The organism is Halomonas eurihalina (assembly GCF_008274785.1).
GTDB lineage: Bacteria > Pseudomonadota > Gammaproteobacteria > Pseudomonadales > Halomonadaceae > Halomonas > Halomonas eurihalina.
On record NZ_VTPU01000001.1, the window covers coordinates 203,969 to 222,315 of the forward strand.

Sequence of the window (18,347 nt, forward strand, 5' to 3'; positions counted from 1 at the left end):
CCTTGTTGATGAATTCAAAGTTTATTTCGACCCATCTTTGTCTGGATATATTGTATTTAAATACAAACTCAAAGACAGAGAAGTAAAAGCTTCATTCCTCGGGATGAACGATTTTTCCAATAAAGGACTAGATTGGAGCTGCGAATGGGTCAGGCATTGCTTTGATGGGTTCGTCGGAGGCGATTCGTAACGAGAGTTTTTATCCATGGCAATGCCACTATCTTTGATCGTCGAGTGCTGGAGCGAGCGCCCAGTACTCGATCATGATCACGCCGGCGGCGTGGCGTCGTCGTAATAGTACACACGCGGGTCATCGATCACGGCTGACACCGACACCCCCTCGTTTCCGCGCGGCTTGATGTCGGTGATCAGCGCCTGCCAGGACCACGTCTCAGTCGTGCCAAAATGCACGAACGGCGGTTGCATATCGTCGCTGATCGTCGGGGCACTGGGTGCCGTAGCCACGACAAGGAACGGGTCGCTGCCGGGCTGGGCCGGGTACGGCGGTGTCAGCTTGCCGTCCGGTTTGCGCCAGGCAATCACGTGTGACGCCCCATCAACCCAGTCGAATTCTTCGCTCACCTCCAGGGTCACCGTGCCGGCCTGGTCATCGTATGCCGCGGCCTTTACCCAGGCGGACTGGCCATAGCCCGGCACGTCCGAGGCAATGCCGGCGTGGCTCATGTAGCTGGAGTTGAGCGCGTCGAGTTCCGTCGGGAACTTGAACTGCGTGCGGCGGTACGCCAGGCGGGCTCGCTCGCGCATCCCCAGGCGGTAGGCCTGAGTGCGGCTCATGGCAGCGTCGAACTGCACTTTCTTCGCCCTGATCCCTTGGTCACCGGGCAGCCGGCACTCGACGGTCTCCTCGGTCCATGTATCGGGATTGATAAACGTCACGTCGATACCGTCGTTGTCGTCCGGTTTCGGCATGGCCGTAGTGCGGCGTAGCGGTCCACTCATGTTCTGGGCGCTGTAGCCGTGCTGGGGCAGCCCACCGCGTGGCTCGTCGCGTACCGGGCGGATCTGGCCACGGTCGATGGTCAGCTCGGCGAACCCGACGCGGAGCGCCGCGTTGATGATCTCCTTGACCGTACTGTCATCGCGATGCACGGCGTTGTACTCATCGCCCCGGCTATCCCAAATGCCGGCCAGGCGGTCGAACTCGCCCAAGTTCAGCTTGTCATCGGTGTAGCCCACCGCTTTCGCCACATGCATCGCATACGCCGCTGGCAAGCGTGTTGGCTGTGGCGCAGTCCAGGCCCCGTTCTCGCGCACCGGTAGCTTGCGTGTCAGCCGCACCGAGATCTGGTTTTCGGTCTGGCTGGCGATGGTATCGCTGCCAGTAATCGTCAGCGCGATCACGGTCACACCCGGATAGCTGGTGGCATGCGGGTGCCGGGAACGCAGGCCGTACCACTCGAGTCGGTCCATGTCCTGCGTCGAGTTGCTCTCCGCACTCACCCGGCGCATCTGCACCTCGGGCGTCATCGCCGGGATCGACTCGCGGAACGTCCAGCCCAACTGGTCGCGGGTCGCGCCCTCGACGGTCCGGCTCACCGTGGTCCAGGTCGTGGTGCCCTGCTCGCGGTAGCGAAACTCAATGGTCCGCTGCACGCGATCCACGTCACCACCGTCAGCATGACCCAGCCCCTGGGGGGCAAATACGTCGAACTCCAGGGTGTCGGTCGTTTCGCCCTCCGGGCACGCCAGGAATATGGATGACCAGATGCCGGCGTACTCCTGATCGTCCACCTCGACTAGGGCATTGCTGGTGGTGACCAGCGGGAACCCGGCCCAATTGCTGACCGGCGTGCCGTCTATCTCGTAGCGCACCGTAACGCCGTCCTGGGTGATCGACTCAATGACATGCAGCGCACGAGGGTCGGCGTAGTTGGGCCGGCGAATGACGCGGTTGTAGCTGCCCGGCGTCCAGTCGGAGACGGGCTCGGCTGGATCTCCGCCCTCGAGCGTCATCTGATCAGGACTGCCAGGCGTATAGGACGTGATGCGCAGGCCGTTTCCTGATTCGTCGCCCGGCTGGTGGATATAGATGATCGCCCCGACCTCGGGCTCGAAATGCGCGAATGATCCATGGAACACATTGGGATCGCTACCGCCGCCGGTCACGTCGAAATCGATGGGCAGCTCGATGGTCAACTGCGTGCCCTCTGCCCAGCTATCCGGGGGGCCATCTGGCGTAGTGATCGAGGTGCCGTCGAACGTGTGCGTCCCGGTCCAGGATTTCTGCAGATCCCGGGACGATTTGAGGCGCAGCCCGCTGCCGCCGGCGCTCGGCCCCACCTCGGGGGCGTTGTACCAGTTTTGGTGGGCAACGTGGCCAGTCACGTCCTCACCCGGGCCGAACGCGCTGAGATCCACCGCTGTGCCAAGTGACGTCACCGGCGTTTCACCGATCTTGATGTCGCTCGGCTGGATGTCGAATTCTCCCAACCCGACACACAGCAGCAAATCCAGGGCCTGTTTTTTGGGCTCGACGAAATATCGACGCGTCGCCGAGATGTAGTCGGGGTTCATCTTGACGCGCCCGGCGATGTCGGGAATCAGATCCCCCAGCCGCACCTGGTTGCCCTCGGCGCTCACCTCGAGCAGCTTGCTGCCCTTGCTCGAGCTGTTGCGCTGGGTCGGCAATGAGGGCTTGAGGAACACGGTGGCGGCGATGGCCACCACCGCCGCGATGGCTGCTGCGATCAACGTACCAGGATCGCCCGGGTGCGGTCGCAACTCGACGGTAGTATCAGCCCCCAGCCACACGCTCTCCCATTCGCTAGGCGGCACCAGACGGTCGTTGACGGCAACGATCAAGGGGTGATGATCAGCATCGTAACACCGATAGCTTGGCGAGCACTCGCGCAGCCATGCGTTCAGGGTCTTGCCCACGACCTCCCATTCTTTAACCGGGGCGCTGGGCATATCGGAGGGGTACAGGCGGATCAGTGCCATATCAGGTCCATCAGTGATAATAGAGAACGCGCAGGTTGCGGGCCTCGAAATCCGGCAGGTAATCCCAGCGTGGGCCGGTGGCCTTTCCTGTTTCGAGCACAGCCAAGCGGCCATTGAGCTCGACAACAACGGCAACATGAGTGCACAGCCGTCCATGCCAGACCTCGGCAATCGCTCCTGCCCTCGGCTCGCACGGCGACAGTGAACGATTCGCATGCCGTGCAGCAGCGGTCATCGCCCGCTTGTCGTCGTCACCGGCGAACCGGTAATGCGGCATCCACGGCAGGCCGAATATCTCGGCACGCACCGCGCGGACCAGGCCGTAGCAGTCATACGCATCGGGACCGCGCCCGCCGAACTCGTAGCGGGTCTGCATGTAGCGTTGCAGAGGATGCATGATCAGCCTATGTGCTTGAGCCCAGGGAATCGCTGGACGGTATAGCGCTCGCGAGGATAGCCCGTGCCGATGATGTCGAAGAATGACGACGTCAACTGGGCGCGGGCATCCTCGAAGTCGGCATCGTAGAGCACGAACTGGATCGGCGGCTTGGCGGGTGCACTGAGATCCGAGGACAGATACTCGCGGTAGATGACATCGACCGGGATCCCATCCGCCAGCGCTGCGTCGATAGCCCGCTCCGCCTCACCGGTGACGTTCTCGACAGCGAACGTCAGGGGCTGCTGCCCGCTGGCATTGCGCTCGGGCAGCACCACCTTCATGGCCGACGCGAGGAACCCGACCGTCTCACCGGTTTCCAGGGTCACCACGTGGTCTTCATAGCCGTCACAGATGCGGATGGTCTGCGACGGCGAGATGATCTCGAGTGTGTCGATACGCACGTGGCCGGACAGTGCCGAGGCATAGACGGTTTCGAGAAGGTCGTCCATATTCACCCCGGCTCAGATGGCGATACCTAGCTCAGACATACGCGTCTGACTGCGTTGGTACACGGCAGTCAGCTCGGATGCCGTCAGCGCGTGATCGAACGCAATGAACTCGGCAAAATCGAGCGTCGACGCCGGCAGGTTGACGTTGGTGTAACGAGGGTTACCCAGACCAATCGGCGTGTCTGAATTGCTGTATTCCCCCGCCACGCTGAATACGCTCTCAACCGGCGACTCACCGCCCAGCAGCGCCGTGCGCCGCATGTTGTTGGTGTCGGAGAAATCCCGCGCCGAGGCGACGAAATACCACTTCCCCACTTCTGGGGCTGAACTACTGAGCTCCATTACACCCTGGGTAGAGCCGCGGTAGTTGGTGACGATCTTGGCGCCGGTGTTATCCGTGTAGGCACTGCCCCCGTTGTCGTCACCGATATTGCCGAAGATCATCTGGAACTCGATGTCGCTGACAAAACGCACCACAGCGCAGAACGTATCGATGGGTGCCGGAGTGTCATCAATGATGTCGGTCAGCAGCGCATTGCCCGCCGTGTTGATGAGCGTGACATGGTTGTCGGTGTAGCTCGCCGATCCTCCCTGGTCGGTGAGCTGTCGCCCATTGACGCGTCCCATCAGGCTATCGACGCCTCGGGTGAACACCCAGTGGTCATATGACTGATCCTCGAGATTGTCGAGGCGCCGGACGTCCTCCGAGGGAATGACCGGCAGGCTGGCGTCGCCGGAGACGACCGGCAACTTGAAAAAGAGGCTCATGATTACTCTCCCAACTCGATGGCTTGCAGCTCAAATGCAGGGCTGACGTGGTATAGAGGGCGTTCGATGGATTCGATGGTGATGGTGTCGGGCGTGCTGTCCCGCAGATTGCCGGATCCGCCACTCTCGATGCCGAGGCCAGTGCCCAGGTGATCCAGGGCGTAACGGACGATGACGTCGCCCGTCGGGGTGCTGGCAAGATCGAGCACCACATCGTCGCCATCAATCGAGATACTGTTGATCGTGGCAGCGACGCCGCCATCGGTGATCTGGAACCCGTTATCCGTGGTCGCTGCGAGCGTGGTGTCGTCGAGCACCAGGGGCCGCGTCGGCACATCGAATCTGACGCGGATCTGTGTCCCTCGATAGGTGGCCGATACGGGGCTGAGCCAGCGCGGTTTCTCGCCGCCGATCATCCAGTCGGTATAGGCACGCCCGAAGTAGGCGCCCATCCACTTGTACCCTGCGGCGGTCAGATGCAAACCATCTGCATTGTGCGGGAGGTGGTAAGTGGGCGTGGCCAGCGCGATCAGCGAATTGCGCTGTGCCGACGCGAGCTGCGCCAGAGCGACGCCATCATTCTCCTGTACTCGGCTGGAACACTGATACGTCAACAGGGGGACGGTGGAGGTCTGGCCAGTGATGCCCCGGGCATCGGCATCAATGTCGGCCTGCAGCGTCTCCAGCTCAGTCAGGTACTCGCTGAAACTCAGCCCATCGGACGTGGCATCCGCCTCGCCCTGGACCCAGGCCAGCACACGCAGTGCATAGTCATTTTCGAGGGCGTAGGCGTTACTGATATGAGCCAGCAGGTGATCGCTGTACCAGGCTGTGCCGCGCTTGAGGCCGAGAATCGAGGTGCCGCCCTGGCCGGCAGAACTGGACAGGATGGTGTGGTCGGCAGGGCGCACGCCGTGATTGATCGCCATGGTGGTGCTGGCGTAGTTGGCTGCCCCCGAGCACGGCGTCTCCCCGCGGTTAGTGCCACCATCCGGAGCCTGCAGCTCATCCTCGACCAAGGGTTTGAGGCTGGAGAAATCACCGTCGGCGGCGCGTGGGCCGCCCGCGAATGTCAGGTTGCCGTAGGGCTGGGAGGTGCTGATCACCGGCGTCCCCTTGGCGCCAATCGACAGCGACTGGCCGTAGAACAACATATGGTTGACTGCGCGCACCACCGAGACGAGGCGATTGAGCCCAGCGCCGACGAGCTGGCCGTTATCCTGGTCATACCCCAGCAGGATGCGCCCCGCCGCATCCGTGAACATGGGCAGCACAGGGCCAGAGCCCACATACTCCGCGGAGCCGTAGTCTCCCAGGGAGTAGTCGATCGATGCCCGGACGCCAGGCTTTGTGGGGAGCCCCTTGCCGAAAATCAGCTTGGAGGCGGTGTCATACCCCAACAGGATGCGGTAATCCTCGTCAGTCACGATGGGGATGTGCTGGCCGGCCCCGGCGTATTCCGTGACTCCCGACCCCAAGTCCATCTTGGCGTTGGCCGCCACTACCATCGATAGGATGACCGCCGCCGCGCTGGGGTAGGATTTGACCAGCGTGGCTTCCCCCGCATCATTGCGATACAGCGTCAGGAAGTCGTCGTCACCGGTCGACGGCACGCTGAAGAATTGGCCGTCTACCGTCAACCCCAGCGCCGTCGCGGTATCCGGGTACACCGCCCCGGCGACCAGGCTCTCGCCGAGGGCTTCCATCCAAGACAGCGTTTTACGGGTGTTCCCCAAGCGATCAACCCAGGTTTTGCCACCCTTGTCCAAGAGTGCGCGGTCCAGCCCTCGGGCATTGTCTTGTAGATCGCGAGGATCGGCCGAACCGATGGGGTTGCCAGTGTTATTGGCCATGGCGTTGTCCTGTCATCCGGGCACAAAAAAGCCGCCCGGAGGCGGCTTGTGGTCTATCGGGTGTCGGGAGCGGCTACTGCTCGGGCCAGTCCCGGTTCATGGCAATGTCGAAGATACTGCCGAAGCGCACGTACTCGGGACCGTAGAGGATCCAGTCGCGGTCCATGGTGGGGCGTTCGCGGATCTCTAGGCGCGCCCGCATCTTGTAGTAATTGGCGACCAGCTGAGGGCCCTGGTACATGCCGAAGAAGTGGCACTCGTATTCACGCATGCCCATCGGGGTGCGCAGCGGGCAGTTGAACCAGAGCGTGCCGTCATTCAGCGACTCCTTGAACCAGCCCTCGAAGTAGAGCGCCTGGCCCTCGTCCAGCAGCCACGTGACCGTGACCCGGCTGGGCACCGAGGTGAAACGCTGCCGGTAGCGGCTGCGACCGCTCTCCATCTGGGTCCGCATCATCGGCGAGACATGATTGAGGTCGTAATCTTCGCGCAGCGGTACCGGCAAGAGATCACGCGGATACGGCTCGGCCATCAGTCGCCCCTTGGACCCAGGTTGTATTTGGTGGTGATGAGATCATGCAGCTCCTGCTCCCCGCTGACGTTGGCCAGAACCACGTCGATGATGCGCTGGTCGCCCTCGAAGCGGTCGTCGACACGGCGCACCGCCATTGGCTCGCCTTCGTTGCGAACGTTGACCTCCAGGGGGCCGCCACTTCGACCGCCCGACTCCTGGCCGGCGATCACGCGATCCAGCGTGCGATCGAGCTTGTCGCTGGTCTCGCTGGTGGTGACGCGCTCGCCCTCCTGGAGTAACCAGGTGCCCGTCTCCGGGACAGAGTCGATGCCGTCGTGGGCCATCCCGGCCAGCGCCATCCCTTCTGCCACCGCGGTTGTCGCTGTGATCCCGGCAGTTGCCGCCGCCGCGTTGCCACCGAATGACGCCAGAGATGCCATGGCAGCGGCAGGCGCGTAGGCAGACGCAATGGATGTGCCGGTGGCCGCCGCCTGGGTCACAGCGGCCGTCTGCGCGGTCGTTGCCATAGATTGCGTGGCTGCCTGCACGGCTTGATAGGCCAACCATTGCGCTGCCATCTCGCCCAGGGCATTAACGACGGATCGCGCCATGCCTTCAAAGACACCCCGCGTCGCCTCACCCAGTGACTTGGCATCGAAGATGACGGACTCAAAGGCATCACCGAAGCGGGACGAGAAATTGTCGATGGTGTTGCCGGCAAGTTCATCAAAGTCGGTGAAGGCTTCCTCCGCCCCCTGGAGCCACTGCTCCCAGTAGCCGCCCTCCTCCCCATCCATCCTTATGCCGGATGGGTCCAGAATATCGTAGGCTTGCCCAGGCTCCTGTTCGCTTCGCTGGTTCTCCTTCAGTCGATCCAGGGCATCGGCATAACGATCAGCGCTGATCTCGCCTTGCTCATATGCAGCGGACAGAAGCTGTTGCTGCTCCAGGTACTGCTGCTGCATTGCCTCGACGGGATAGAGCTCCTCAAGCAAGCCACGATATGCTTCCTGTTGGCGCTCTATTTCACGAGCTGCCTCCCGCGCAGCTTTCGAGATGCCATCACTACTGCCGTCGTCATCATTGTCCCCGGTCCCGAGACTGGGGATGTCCGACTCCCTCAAGAACCACTGATCCAGCGGCTTGAACTGATCCTTGTAGGCGTTGCTGACGATCTCGTCCCGGCGTCGCTCGACCTCGTCGAAGAACTCGTCAAGGCGTTTTGAAGGAGACTCTGCATCTAAGAGGTCATCCAACTCAATACGGGACAGGTTTCTATTCCCCAAAGCCTTTTCAAACTGCTGGTCTATCCGATCCATAAATTCGGAATCGCCAAACTTCCCTAACGGCTCAATCTCTCCGACACCAGGCAGCTTGTTAAACAACTCAATAAGGTGATTAACCTTACTTATCGTACCGTCTAGAAATTCACTAACAGACGTCCATGCTTCCCTCGCAAACTCTGCAACGGCAAGGTTCATGTCATCCGTCCCCACCTCTACGCGCTTACTCAATATGCGAAGATCATGGTATTTATCTAGCAGGAGACTAATAGATTGCAAGCTTGATTCGATAGCAGCTTGAATGGCCTCACCCATCCCTCCAGCATCTCTTGCCGCTTCATTAAATCGGTCGGCAACTTCGAGAATGACAGGAGAAAGCTCCACAGCCAGAGCGTCACGCGCTGAATCCGTAACCAGTGTCGTCCTGTCCAGCGCGTCGTTGGCAGCCTCAATCACGGAGGCATCGATCATGTCGATGGCAAGACCGTAATCCTCGATCTCCTGAACAGCATCGCGAATCGCATCGCCACCACTCTCGAACAGCTTCACCGTTTCTCGACCGCCGGACATCAGCTTGTCCGCTATCGATGTTCGCGCGGCTGTCGAATCCAGCTGAGAAATTCTGTCCGAGATCAATGCCAGCTGGTCAGGCAGTGGCATATCTGCCAGCTCAGAGGCTTCAATCCCAAGCGCCTCATACGCTTCTTTCGCCTCGCCAGTTCCCCGAATGGTGTCACCAAGGCGCTTGTTATAGGAGAGCAGCGATCCCTCGAGGCGGCCCTGCGCGATACCCGCATCTTCGGCCGCACGTGTGACGCCTCGCAACTCACCAATGGTGGCATCCACCTGGCGCGCCAGCTTGACCTGAGTGTCGATGCTATCCATGCCTGCCTTGGTGTAGGCATAGATTCCCGCGCCAGCAGCAGCCACAGCGGCCGTTGATGCAGCGACGGTGGCGGTGACCGCTTTCACCGATGAAGAAATATCCTTCATCGTTTTCTTGGTATGACGGGCAGCCTTGTCCAGTGGACCAGTAAATCCACCTGTCCGCGTAACCAGGTCGAGCGTCAACTGGCCAAGAGATCGAGTAGACATGCTTACTCCAGGCACAAAAAAACCGCCCGAAGGCGGTTAGTTGTATTCAATAACGAATTATGCGTCTATGAGCTCAAGCGCTCTACGCCGAAAATCGAGAGGCGCTTTTACACCAGAAACAGGGGTACGGCCAGCGCCAGTTCCATTCACATTCAAGGTGCCATAATTTAAAAGGCGCCCTAGCACAGACTGATCAACATTCATCCCCTCAACCTTACTGTGGTTGAGCTCGGCAGTTTTCCTCCTGATCAATCCCTTCTTTGCAATCACTCGCCTACTCGTCACTGCCAGCTCGGTGGTGAAGTATGTAATGATTGCCGAAATCTCCTTCACGATAAACACTAGCATTGCGAAGGTTCCCAGCATTGCGAGGATCGTTGATGATTCCTCACTGACATCAAGGGTAAATAAATAATAGGCTACAACCAGCCATGTCAGCGGCACTACCAAGATGATCCAGTGAAGGCGGGCGCGGTGTTCCACCTTCTCTCCAGACATCAGCGTTGAATCTACATAGGCCATACAGTTCCCCTTCATTTAGTTATGAAGGGAATTATATTACCAGCACCCCCTCATGGCGAACATCTCAATGCCATTCCTCCATGGCCTCCTCCAAGCTGATCGCCCCCTCGTCTTCGCGGTCATGTGGCATGAAGTCGCTGATCGCATGGGGTGGCGTATGCGGCTTGCGGTGGTAGTTGGCATAGAGCGTTGCCAGCATCGCGGCATCACGCTCGGATCGCATTCCCCAGTGGAGCGATCCTCGCTTTCGGCGGAAGGCGACCCACTGGAGGAACTCGGTATAGCTCAGGCGCTGCTGAGCTTCGGCGATCGTCCGACCGCCGATGCCACACATCACGAGCTCGTGCCAGATCTCCGCTTCGTCGTCGACGTCCCCTGGCGAGGGGGCTTCGCTTTTCCCAGGCCGTTCACCTCGGCGATCACGTTCAAGAGCGCCATGACGAGATTTTCATTGAGGGCACCACGCTCAGGGTCTGCCTCACCGGTGACGTCCTCTGCAGTGAACACCGATTTGCCGTCCGCATCGCAGATGCAGGCAGCAATGCGACCAGCGAGACCATCATGGGCGCCGCGCGCGGCCATCACGTCGCTACGGGCGGTGTGATAGGACATTTTGCGGACGTACACGGTGGCCGTCAGCTCCTTGTCGCCCTGCTTCCAGGTGACCTCTTTCTCGACCGGGGCGCCTGTGAAGGCGCCCATCTCCTGCAGGTTTTCAATGCTCAGGTTCATGTTGCTGCTGCCCCTTTCGGAATCCATTGAGACCCGCCGCTGCGCTGGATCGACGCCTGGGTGGCCACCACTGTGTTGCCTTGGAAGTCCAGCGGGAAGTCGGCGACGTAGCCCTGGAACCGGAACCAGGTCCGATCGGTAGGCAACTCGAAATCATCGCCAGCGGTGTTCACCGTGGGCGGCGAGGTACCATCACTCCACCCGACGACCCACTTCAGGTTGGGCAGGGTGTCATCCTGCGACATGGCGTGTAGGCGTACGTGGCTGGCCTTTTGAGGGTCAGCGTTGATACCGAGGGACGCCTGGCCCGGAGTACGCAGACCGCGCTTGTACGCTTTGGCGTCACGCTCCTCGAGGCAGGTATCTTCGATCTGATCAGCCGGTGCGCCACCCGGATTGAGTGAGGTCGCGCACTCGATCTTGAGAACGGCCGGCCCGCCGCTCGCATCGGGGTCGAGCACGAACACTTCCGTGCCCTGGGTAAGAATCGACATGGGTGCTCTCCTGTGCCCCTGCGGGGCGGTGGGTTATCGGTGGACCATCCAGTCCACGTCGAAGCTGATATGGCGATGGCCCGTCTCGGGGCTCGTATCTTGGGCGCCCCATCGAACGATGTAGGCATGCCTCTCGATGGCATCGCGCAGTGCCTGCGTCACGTCGTTGACGCTGGCATCAGAGTTGGCGTAGACATCGACCTGCAGCGTGAAGCTGTCGATGTCAGGGCGATCCGCCAGGAAGTTCTCGGGAGCGCCACCCGGGATGATCTGCCACACGGCATAGGGCAATACGCCGTCCTGGGGCGCTTCACCAAACGGCCAAAGCCGTGTCGGGTTGGTTCCCAACTGCGCGGTGACGGCAGCGTCGGCTGCACAGACGGAGAAGATCGGCGGCTGCATCATTTCCCCTTCTTGGCGCGTTTGATGGCGCGATCAACAGCCCTGTCCAACTGACGCACGAATACGTCTGTCGCTGGGTCGATACTCTCGGCCAGCGCCGGGCGCATGAAGGGGCGAGCGCGGATGCTTTCGGTACCGAACTCCAGGAATCTCCAGTAGAAGGTGTCGCCGCCAGGGAGCGCGGCATTCTTCGCCTTGCTCTTGGCGCCACCTCGTACCCCGACGCTCATCTTGAGATCGCCGGTTCGACGGTAGTGCTTGGTGTCCTGGCGAACCGCGATGTTGTCCGAAATGCTGTTGGCGGTTTCGGGGTCATCCAGTCGCTGTGCATTGTCCCTCGCGCGATCGCGCACCAGGTTCGCGGCCTTGCGCAACGCGAAGCGCGTAGCCTTCTTCTTCGGCAGGCTCTCCAGCTCTTTCAGCTTGTCCAGGACGGGCTCGAGCCCCTGGATGTCAAAGCTGACATTCTCAGCCATCGTTGACGCCCTCCGAGACAGGCAGGGTCAGGTAGTGACGACCGCTCTCGGGGTCGGGCAGAACGCCGGCGACGTTGAAGACCTTCCCCCGGTGCACGATGCGCATGGTGGCGTCGATACCGTCGCGATAGCGTATGACCACCCGGGCACTGACCTCGCTTTGCGATGCCTGGGCGGCGATGAATTCGCGGGCACTGAGCGGCTCGATGCTGGCCCACACAGTGGCCACCAGCACCCAGTTGGTCACAGGCCCGCCGGTAACCGGGTCCTGCCCCTGCTCGGGCCGCTCGATGCGCACACGATGCCGCAGCTTGCCCGCTCGCATGTCACCCCCTTGGCGTGCCATCGAGGTAGGTCGGAGACTCGCGCTCCTCGTCCACCTCATCCGCCATTTGCTCGGCCAGCAGGTCGACCATGGCGCGGTTGCTCTCGGCTAGGTCACGCATGGCGGCGGCCGACTCGCGCTGTGCGGCGGCCGATTCCTTCAGCGCCTCGACAAGCGCCTGATCCTCGGCACTCATCACTTCACCCGACCATATTTCTTGAGGCGCTCGTAGGTACCGCGCGTCATGCGCACCTTGTCACCGGCCTTGTGGGCTCGGCCGCCGCTGGCCCAACGGGCCGTGAGGGTGGCCTCCACCATGCCGGCAGACGTGGCCGGCTTGGCCTGACCGGTTTTCTTCGGGGACGCCGGGGGCTTGGCCTGCTCGCTTTCCTTGGCGTCAGCACCAGCATCGGTGCCCGCTGCCTGTTCCGGCGCTAGTGATTCTTCCGATCCGCTCCCCTCGGCGGCGGCGTCTTCGCGTGTTTCGGCGACGGCCTTGGTGGCCGTGGTCTGTTCCGGTTCCGGCACCGCCGTGGCCTCGGGCTCGAGGGTGGCGGTTTCCGCCTGTTGGGCAGCGCGCTTGGCCTGCGCCGCTTTCGATGTCCTAGCCATGTTGGCCTCCTTAATCGAAGTGGAAGTGGCGATAGGGAGTGATCAGCGCCTCGACCGCCATCGGCACCTGGGTCGCGGTGGTACCCATCGCCACAGCTTCCCGGTTCTCGTACCAGTGCCCGATCAGCAGCAGCATGGCCGTGGTCAGGTCATCATCGAGCACCAGGGCGTGCTCATCCGTGATGGTGCCCTCGCTGTCCGTCGGGATTTCCGTCTCGGTCGCATAGAGGGTGCGCCCCGCATGGTTCTCGACGTAGCGGTGAGCGGCAGTGGCATAGGTGTCGAGGAGCGTATCGTCCTCGTCGAAGTCCGGCTCGAGCCGGACGTGTTGCTTGATGATGTCCAGCTCGAGCATCTCGGCTCCAGAGTGTCAGGGCCGTCGCAGCGACCCGGTGGGTTACGCGGCTGCGCCCTGCAGCGCCTTGATGGCGGCCGCGTCCTGCAGCACGCAGTCGAAGCGATGGAAGGCCAGGAAGGCAGTCTGGTCGTACTCGGCATACCGCTCGACCAGGCGCTTGAGCACCATGTAGCGGACCCGGCGGATGATGAACTGCTGGAAGTCGCCGGCGAACAGGAACTTGGCATCGACTCCAATATCGGCGAAGCCCTGGTCGATGAAGTACTGGCGACCCAACACGGTGGCCGGGGCGGCGCCAGCCACCTCGGGTAGCCACAACGGCCGACCGTTGGCATCCTCCATCTCGGTCATCAACTTGAGCGTGTTGTCGTTCATCCCCAACCGGAAGCTGGCCGCCCGGCGGAAGGCCGGATCGATGGCATGGATCAGGGCGTTGGTCTCCTGCCAAGTGAACTCGGCGGCACTCGCGGCTGTGACAGTGTTAGTCACCGAAGCCTGGAGGCCGGTGGGCTGGGCGGGAGTCCCCGCGCCGGTGCCCTGCACCAGATAGCGAGCTTCGCCTCGGCCGATTCGGCTGCCGATCCGGTTGGCCAGGAAGCCCTGGATGTCGATGCCGCTATCGTTGAGCAGCTCATTCGATACGCGGATGATCTTGGAACTGAGCTTCTTGGCGCCCAGCGTCTCCATCCCGAAGTCGACATCTCCTTCGCTGGCAGCCGAGTTCTCGCCCAGCAGCTCGCCTTCCTCGGAGGTCCCGTCGCTGGTCGGCCAATCGATGGAATTGCCACTATCGGTGGTAATGACCTGCGCCACTGACGCCAGGCCGCCGTAGTCCTTCATGGCTTCGTAGATGCGATTGAGCATCTCGCGCGGCACGGTATAACCGCCCTTCTCGTCCGGCGCAGTACCCTGGGCACGCAGCTCGCGCAGCGCTTGGCGCTGCTCGGTCGTCATCTCGGTCATCCCGTGGCGCAAAAAGGTGTCGAACGCCTGGGCTCGCTCCTCGTCCTGAGACTGTCCACCACGCTCCTCGCCATCGAGGCCGTCGCGAGTCTCTTCCTCGGTTTCTTCGACGAACCGCTGGTCGGCATCGCGCAGCGCTTCCTCGCGCTTGATCTGCTCGTCCAGGCCATCCAGATCGGATTTCATCTTCTGCCACTGGCCGCGCTGCTCGTCGGTCCAGGCTTCGTCGCCGATGTTTTCGTGCAGCGCCCGCATGTCCTTGGCGATGGCGCTGTATTTCTGCTTCAGCTCATGGAGTGTCATGATGCCCTCCTGGGCGTTGGTGGTGATCAGGCATGGATCAGCTCAAGGAAGCGCTCGCGGGCGCGGCGCTGGTTGATGGCCTTCTGCGCCAGGCCTTTCACCTCGGCGCATCGGGCTTCGAGGGAGCGCTTGGCAGCGCCCGCATCCGGGTAGGCCGGGTAGGTCACCGGCGAGACATCGAGAAGGCGACTGAACTTGGTGATGGTGCGCACGATCAGGCCGTCGTCTTCCTCGTGCCATTCGTCGCCATCGGGGGCGACACGGAACGCAAAGGAGCTGCCGGTGATGTCGCCGCGCTGTAGCGGCGCCAGCACCTGGTCACGCACCGTCTGGGTATCGGGCGGATTGATGTCATAGCGCAGCCCCTCGGCATCGATGGAGAGCTCGAGGGTGCCGCTGGTGGTCCGCCCCAGCACGAAGTTCGGGTCGTGGTTAAACAGGGCCCGCACGTCATCTCCGAGCACGTCATCGAACGCGCCCGGGGCGATCTCTTCCTTGAACAGGCCCATGATCATCTCGCTGCGCGAGTTGAAGACGGCGCCATGCCCGACGATCCGCGCCGGCTGCCCCTCCTCGCTTTCTTCCGCGCGCACTTCGCAGACGAGCGCGCGTTTCTCGACATCGCTCATGAGGTCGGCTCCTCGGGGTTATTGGGCTGGCCCAGTTGACTGGCCGGCTGGGCGTTGACGCTGATCAGCATCTCGTCGAGGCCATCGCGCGGGTTCATGTCCTCGAGCACCCGGGCCTCGTTGCGATCCATCCAGCCGTCGGTGATGGCGTAGTGGTAGAACTCAGCACGCTCCTTGGCGGTGCCGCGCAGCAGGCCGGCGAGGTTGAACTTGCAGTAGTAGCCGGCAGCACGCTCCGCGCGAGTGAAGATCCGGCGGTTGATCTCCTGCTCCCAGTTCACGATCCAAGGCATCATGGTGTGGCGCACGAACTGGATGGCCTGCTCGCTGATGTTCGAGAACGTCGCTTTGTCCAGGTCGTTGATCATGTGCGCCGGCACATTGAAGATGCCGGCCACCTCGGACCGGTTGAACTTGCGGGTCTCCAGGAACTGGGCATCTTCCGGCGGGATGGTGATCGACTTGTAGTCGAGGTCCGCCGGCAGCATCAGCGTTTTGTTCTCGCTTCCCTTGAGCCGGCTGACCGACTTTTGCCACGTGTCTTTCAGCCGCTCCCAGCTGTCCTTCTGCAGCGTGTTCTTGACGGTCACCAGCCCGGTAGGACGCCCGCCGCCACCGAAGAAATCCTTGCCGTACTGCTGGGCCGCGAGGCCCAGCCCGATAGTTTCGGCATGCTGACGGATCAGGCTCTTGCCGGTGCGGCCGTCGGAACCCAGGGCCCGGACGTGAATCATGTCCTCGAGCTGCACCGCCCGGGCACCTTCGTCCTCTTCCACGACGGCGTACAGCCACCGGTTGCCGTTCTTGACCAGTTGGGTTTCCCAGGGGCGGCGCATGACCAACTCACGCAGCTCGCCGCGATTGGACCGCACCACCTGGGTGAACCCATTGCCCCAGCCCAGGACGTGGCCCTGCTTGGTCTCGCGCCACTTGTAGCTGGTCTGCCAGGCATTGGGCTCGTCGTGGAGCATCCAGTAGGCCGGATGGTCCTTCGCCGCCTCGATGCTGTCGCCCTGCTTGCGCATGACATGCAGCGGCAACTGGGCGATGGACGACGACAGCACATAGATGCAGGCATAGACGGCCGACAGCGTCATCGCGTTCTGGTTATTCACGCTGATGCCGGCTTCGCCGAGGTACTCGTCCAGCGACTGCCCGGTGATCGGCTCGTCAGGGTTCTCCAGGGATCGGCCCTCAGCTCCCGGCGAAAACAGTGCATCGAGAAACATGCTCTCTCCTTACCGTTTACGTGGAGGCTGGGCGGGGGTTTTCTTTTGCGGATCAGGCACTGGCGATCGCTTGATAGCCCGAGCTCCGACCAGCGCCAGCACCAACAGCAGTCCGCCGGACACAATCAGGGCATCCGCCAGGCCGAACCGCAGATACAGGCCATAGGTCATCGCCCCGAAGCCGGACAGGCCCAGGGTGTCGAACAGGAAGTGGCGCATTTACATCACCAGGACGTCGTCATCGGTAAGGGTGTCGAGGACGCTGTCGCCCTCTTGCGCGGCCGCCATGGCACGGCCGATGGCCATGATCAGCGCGACCGCGCCGTCGATCTTGCTGTAGTCGCCCTGCTTGATCGGGCGCACCACGTCGTCATTGCCGGGCAGATGCTTGCCGACCACATTGCCCACACACCAGGTCATGATCGGGTTGCCGTCGTGATGGAAGCGTCCGGCGACGATCGCCGCCTCGAGTTCCTTCATCGGGTCCGAGAGATTGGTGTAATTCTGCTGGGTGGTGATCGGCGTCAGCCCCTCGTCATCCAGCTGGTGCGACAGGTTGGCCGCCCCATGTGGATCGATCGGTGACTCAGTGGCCGGCGTCTCCAGGTTCGCTTCCTTGGCGCACTCGAGGATCTCGCGGTAATCGACCTCGCAACCGTCGGTGGCATCCAGGACTTCGGCCTCGATCCACCCCTGGTAGCGCTCTGCCGTGCGCCGGTCCTCGTTGTCGAAGGCGGCGTCCTCGGGCACCCAGAAGCGCGGGCCGACGCTGTAGTAGTGCGTCTTGCCGTCGATCACGCGCGTGAAGACCCGTGCCATCGCAGTCAGGTCCAGCTTGCGCGCCAGGTCGAACGCCAGGATGCAGCTCTCGCCACGGAACTGGTCGATGGTCAGCGACCGATCCTCGCAGCGCTTCCAGTCCTCCATGTTGAAGTACCCCTCTTTCGAGGAGACCCAGACATTGAGGTGCTTGGTCTTGATCTGGTTGGCGTAGCGCGCCCGAGCGATCGCTTTGTCGCGCTGACTGCGCAGGTAGTCGAGCTTGACCGAGATGCCGGCGTTGGGATTGGCCTTGAGCAATGCCGCGTCAGTGGTCCAATCGTCGTCCTTGTCGATCGTGTAGATGATGCCGAACAGCTCGTCGTCCTGGGTCACGCCATCCAGCATCTCGACGACGCGGTCGCGCATCTCGTAGCACGGCCCGGCGATGTCATAGCCGGCGGTGGTGATCACCCAGGCCAGTGGCTGGGAGCGCGCCCCCATACCGGTGACCATGGTGTCGTAGAGACGCGAGTCCAGGTGCTCGTGGTACTCATCGATGATCGCAAAGGATGGGCTCGAACCATCGCCGGGGTCGCCGATCACCGGCTCGAAGACGCTGCCATCGGTGCGTTCGAGCTTCTTGGCCCAAGGGACAATGCCGAATTTCTTGCGTAAGTTGGGCAGTTTCTTGGCCATCTTCATGGCCGGCCGGAAGACTTCCCACGCCTGCTTTTCGCTGGTGGCGCCGCAGTAAACTTCGGCGCCATATTCACCATCCGCGCAAAAGGCATACAGCCCTGCACCAGCGGCGATGATCGACTTGCCGTTCTTGCGCGGCACCTCGATATAGACCTCTCGGAACCGCCGCATCTTGTCGGCTTTCCGCACCCAGCCGAACGCCACGGCGAACAGGAACAGTTGCCAGGGCTCCAGCTCGATGCGCTGGGTGCCGCGCGCCCACTCACCTTTCGTGTGCGGCAGCAACTGGATGAAGCGGCAGGCACGCTCCCCCAGGTCGCGATCGAACCGGTACGGGTAGCTCTTGGCCTTAGCAGCCTTGAGGTCATTCAGGTGACGGGCGCACGCGGCTTTGACGTAGCTGCATGCCACGATCCGGCCGCTGACCACGTCGCGCGCGTACTTCTGCGCCGCGTTCACGTTGGGGTATGCGGCCATGG

Annotated in this window: 22 protein-coding genes; all 22 read right to left on the bottom strand. The window is 62.0% G+C overall.

All coding sequences use genetic code 11. The features are described 5' to 3' along the window. Positions 1-267 precede the first annotated feature (267 nt). The 22 genes from FZZ93_RS01025 to FZZ93_RS01130 all read right to left on the bottom strand — a co-directional run bounded on the left by FZZ93_RS01025 (position 268) and on the right by FZZ93_RS01130 (position 18,345). The gene (locus FZZ93_RS01025; protein ID WP_149320471.1) at positions 268-2,961 is read right to left on the bottom strand and encodes a host specificity factor TipJ family phage tail protein; all 2,694 of its coding nucleotides are present in this window, start codon (positions 2,959-2,961) and stop codon (positions 268-270) included. A 10-nt stretch (positions 2,962-2,971) separates the two neighbouring features. After that, a complete protein-coding gene (locus FZZ93_RS01030; RefSeq protein WP_223111745.1) occupies positions 2,972-3,358 on the bottom strand; it encodes an NlpC/P60 family protein in 387 nt (128 codons plus the stop codon). A 2-nt stretch (positions 3,359-3,360) separates the two neighbouring features. Next, positions 3,361-3,849, bottom strand: coding sequence for a DUF1833 family protein (locus FZZ93_RS01035; protein WP_149320472.1), 489 nt, complete (start codon positions 3,847-3,849; stop codon positions 3,361-3,363). A gap of 12 nt (positions 3,850-3,861) precedes the next feature. After that, positions 3,862-4,617, bottom strand: coding sequence for a hypothetical protein (locus tag FZZ93_RS01040; RefSeq protein ID WP_149320473.1), 756 nt, complete (start codon positions 4,615-4,617; stop codon positions 3,862-3,864). A gap of 2 nt (positions 4,618-4,619) precedes the next feature. After that, positions 4,620-6,470 (bottom strand): sialate O-acetylesterase, encoded by a 1,851-nt coding sequence (locus tag FZZ93_RS01045; protein WP_149320474.1) that lies wholly within the window; start codon positions 6,468-6,470, stop codon positions 4,620-4,622. A 73-nt stretch (positions 6,471-6,543) separates the two neighbouring features. Further along, positions 6,544-7,002, bottom strand: coding sequence for a hypothetical protein (locus FZZ93_RS01050; RefSeq protein WP_149320475.1), 459 nt, complete (start codon positions 7,000-7,002; stop codon positions 6,544-6,546). Next, the gene (locus FZZ93_RS01055; RefSeq protein ID WP_149320476.1) at positions 7,002-9,362 is read right to left on the bottom strand and encodes a phage tail tape measure C-terminal domain-containing protein; all 2,361 of its coding nucleotides are present in this window, start codon (positions 9,360-9,362) and stop codon (positions 7,002-7,004) included. Before FZZ93_RS01055 ends, FZZ93_RS01050 begins: the two co-directional genes overlap by 1 nt. Before the next feature lie 57 nt (positions 9,363-9,419). Then, positions 9,420-9,884: a PH domain-containing protein gene (locus tag FZZ93_RS01060; protein ID WP_149320477.1), complete on the bottom strand. Its 465-nt coding sequence runs from the start codon at positions 9,882-9,884 to the stop codon at positions 9,420-9,422. A gap of 64 nt (positions 9,885-9,948) precedes the next feature. Beyond that, positions 9,949-10,218 (bottom strand): phage tail assembly protein T, encoded by a 270-nt coding sequence (locus FZZ93_RS01065; protein ID WP_149320478.1) that lies wholly within the window; start codon positions 10,216-10,218, stop codon positions 9,949-9,951. Next, positions 10,218-10,616, bottom strand: coding sequence for a phage tail assembly chaperone family protein, TAC (locus FZZ93_RS01070; protein ID WP_149320479.1), 399 nt, complete (start codon positions 10,614-10,616; stop codon positions 10,218-10,220). The genes FZZ93_RS01065 and FZZ93_RS01070 overlap by 1 nt, the downstream gene beginning before the upstream one ends. After that, positions 10,613-11,110, bottom strand: a complete 498-nt coding sequence (locus FZZ93_RS01075; RefSeq protein WP_149320480.1) for a phage tail tube protein — start codon at positions 11,108-11,110, stop codon at positions 10,613-10,615. The genes FZZ93_RS01070 and FZZ93_RS01075 overlap by 4 nt, the downstream gene beginning before the upstream one ends. A gap of 33 nt (positions 11,111-11,143) precedes the next feature. After that, complete coding sequence (gp17, locus tag FZZ93_RS01080; protein WP_223111746.1) at positions 11,144-11,515, bottom strand: tail completion protein gp17; 372 nt, start codon at positions 11,513-11,515, stop codon at positions 11,144-11,146. After that, a complete protein-coding gene (locus tag FZZ93_RS01085) occupies positions 11,512-11,988 on the bottom strand; it encodes an HK97-gp10 family putative phage morphogenesis protein (RefSeq protein ID WP_149320481.1) in 477 nt (158 codons plus the stop codon). The genes gp17 and FZZ93_RS01085 overlap by 4 nt, the downstream gene beginning before the upstream one ends. Continuing rightward, positions 11,981-12,313: a phage head closure protein gene (locus tag FZZ93_RS01090; RefSeq protein ID WP_149320482.1), complete on the bottom strand. Its 333-nt coding sequence runs from the start codon at positions 12,311-12,313 to the stop codon at positions 11,981-11,983. The genes FZZ93_RS01085 and FZZ93_RS01090 overlap by 8 nt, the downstream gene beginning before the upstream one ends. Position 12,314: 1 nt before the next feature. Beyond that, a complete protein-coding gene (locus FZZ93_RS01095; protein WP_149320483.1) occupies positions 12,315-12,509 on the bottom strand; it encodes a hypothetical protein in 195 nt (64 codons plus the stop codon). Continuing rightward, complete coding sequence (locus FZZ93_RS01100; protein WP_149320484.1) at positions 12,509-12,925, bottom strand: hypothetical protein; 417 nt, start codon at positions 12,923-12,925, stop codon at positions 12,509-12,511. The genes FZZ93_RS01095 and FZZ93_RS01100 overlap by 1 nt, the downstream gene beginning before the upstream one ends. 10 nt (positions 12,926-12,935) lie before the next feature. Further along, a complete protein-coding gene (locus FZZ93_RS01105; protein ID WP_149320485.1) occupies positions 12,936-13,280 on the bottom strand; it encodes a head-tail connector protein in 345 nt (114 codons plus the stop codon). Positions 13,281-13,322: 42 nt separating this feature from the next. Continuing rightward, a complete protein-coding gene (locus FZZ93_RS01110) occupies positions 13,323-14,549 on the bottom strand; it encodes a phage major capsid protein (RefSeq protein WP_149320486.1) in 1,227 nt (408 codons plus the stop codon). A 26-nt stretch (positions 14,550-14,575) separates the two neighbouring features. Further along, positions 14,576-15,178, bottom strand: a complete 603-nt coding sequence (locus tag FZZ93_RS01115; protein WP_149320487.1) for an HK97 family phage prohead protease — start codon at positions 15,176-15,178, stop codon at positions 14,576-14,578. Beyond that, positions 15,175-16,407: a phage portal protein gene (locus FZZ93_RS01120; protein WP_149320488.1), complete on the bottom strand. Its 1,233-nt coding sequence runs from the start codon at positions 16,405-16,407 to the stop codon at positions 15,175-15,177. The genes FZZ93_RS01115 and FZZ93_RS01120 overlap by 4 nt, the downstream gene beginning before the upstream one ends. Positions 16,408-16,416: 9 nt before the next feature. Beyond that, complete coding sequence (locus tag FZZ93_RS01125; protein WP_149320489.1) at positions 16,417-16,626, bottom strand: hypothetical protein; 210 nt, start codon at positions 16,624-16,626, stop codon at positions 16,417-16,419. After that, positions 16,627-18,345 (bottom strand): terminase large subunit, encoded by a 1,719-nt coding sequence (locus FZZ93_RS01130; RefSeq protein WP_149320490.1) that lies wholly within the window; start codon positions 18,343-18,345, stop codon positions 16,627-16,629. Between the last annotated feature and the right edge of the window lie 2 nt (positions 18,346-18,347).

Excerpts from the sequence above, each read along its gene's own strand:
- FZZ93_RS01085 (WP_149320481.1), bottom strand. The coding sequence starts at position 11,988 with ATGGCTGAGAATGTCAGCTTTGACATCCAGGGGCTCGAGCCCGTCCTG.
- FZZ93_RS01115 (WP_149320487.1), bottom strand. The coding sequence starts at position 15,178 with ATGAGCGATGTCGAGAAACGCGCGCTCGTCTGCGAAGTGCGCGCGGAA.
- FZZ93_RS01065 (WP_149320478.1), bottom strand. The coding sequence starts at position 10,218 with ATGTGTGGCATCGGCGGTCGGACGATCGCCGAAGCTCAGCAGCGCCTG.
- FZZ93_RS01060 (WP_149320477.1), bottom strand. The coding sequence starts at position 9,884 with ATGGCCTATGTAGATTCAACGCTGATGTCTGGAGAGAAGGTGGAACAC.
- FZZ93_RS01125 (WP_149320489.1), bottom strand. The coding sequence starts at position 16,626 with ATGCGCCACTTCCTGTTCGACACCCTGGGCCTGTCCGGCTTCGGGGCG.
- FZZ93_RS01040 (WP_149320473.1), bottom strand. The coding sequence starts at position 4,617 with ATGAGCCTCTTTTTCAAGTTGCCGGTCGTCTCCGGCGACGCCAGCCTG.
- FZZ93_RS01095 (WP_149320483.1), bottom strand. The coding sequence starts at position 12,509 with ATGAGTGCCGAGGATCAGGCGCTTGTCGAGGCGCTGAAGGAATCGGCC.
- FZZ93_RS01030 (WP_223111745.1), bottom strand. The coding sequence starts at position 3,358 with ATGCATCCTCTGCAACGCTACATGCAGACCCGCTACGAGTTCGGCGGG.
- FZZ93_RS01100 (WP_149320484.1), bottom strand. The coding sequence starts at position 12,925 with ATGGCTAGGACATCGAAAGCGGCGCAGGCCAAGCGCGCTGCCCAACAG.
- FZZ93_RS01130 (WP_149320490.1), bottom strand. The coding sequence starts at position 18,345 with ATGGCCGCATACCCCAACGTGAACGCGGCGCAGAAGTACGCGCGCGAC.
- FZZ93_RS01045 (WP_149320474.1), bottom strand. The coding sequence starts at position 6,470 with ATGGCCAATAACACTGGCAACCCCATCGGTTCGGCCGATCCTCGCGAT.
- FZZ93_RS01055 (WP_149320476.1), bottom strand. The coding sequence starts at position 9,362 with ATGTCTACTCGATCTCTTGGCCAGTTGACGCTCGACCTGGTTACGCGG.
- FZZ93_RS01035 (WP_149320472.1), bottom strand. The coding sequence starts at position 3,849 with ATGGACGACCTTCTCGAAACCGTCTATGCCTCGGCACTGTCCGGCCAC.
- FZZ93_RS01110 (WP_149320486.1), bottom strand. The coding sequence starts at position 14,549 with ATGACACTCCATGAGCTGAAGCAGAAATACAGCGCCATCGCCAAGGAC.
- FZZ93_RS01070 (WP_149320479.1), bottom strand. The coding sequence starts at position 10,616 with ATGAACCTGAGCATTGAAAACCTGCAGGAGATGGGCGCCTTCACAGGC.
- FZZ93_RS01120 (WP_149320488.1), bottom strand. The coding sequence starts at position 16,407 with ATGTTTCTCGATGCACTGTTTTCGCCGGGAGCTGAGGGCCGATCCCTG.
- FZZ93_RS01090 (WP_149320482.1), bottom strand. The coding sequence starts at position 12,313 with ATGCGAGCGGGCAAGCTGCGGCATCGTGTGCGCATCGAGCGGCCCGAG.
- FZZ93_RS01105 (WP_149320485.1), bottom strand. The coding sequence starts at position 13,280 with ATGCTCGAGCTGGACATCATCAAGCAACACGTCCGGCTCGAGCCGGAC.
- FZZ93_RS01050 (WP_149320475.1), bottom strand. The coding sequence starts at position 7,002 with ATGGCCGAGCCGTATCCGCGTGATCTCTTGCCGGTACCGCTGCGCGAA.
- FZZ93_RS01075 (WP_149320480.1), bottom strand. The coding sequence starts at position 11,110 with ATGTCGATTCTTACCCAGGGCACGGAAGTGTTCGTGCTCGACCCCGAT.
- gp17 (WP_223111746.1), bottom strand. The coding sequence starts at position 11,515 with ATGATGCAGCCGCCGATCTTCTCCGTCTGTGCAGCCGACGCTGCCGTC.
- FZZ93_RS01025 (WP_149320471.1), bottom strand. The coding sequence starts at position 2,961 with ATGGCACTGATCCGCCTGTACCCCTCCGATATGCCCAGCGCCCCGGTT.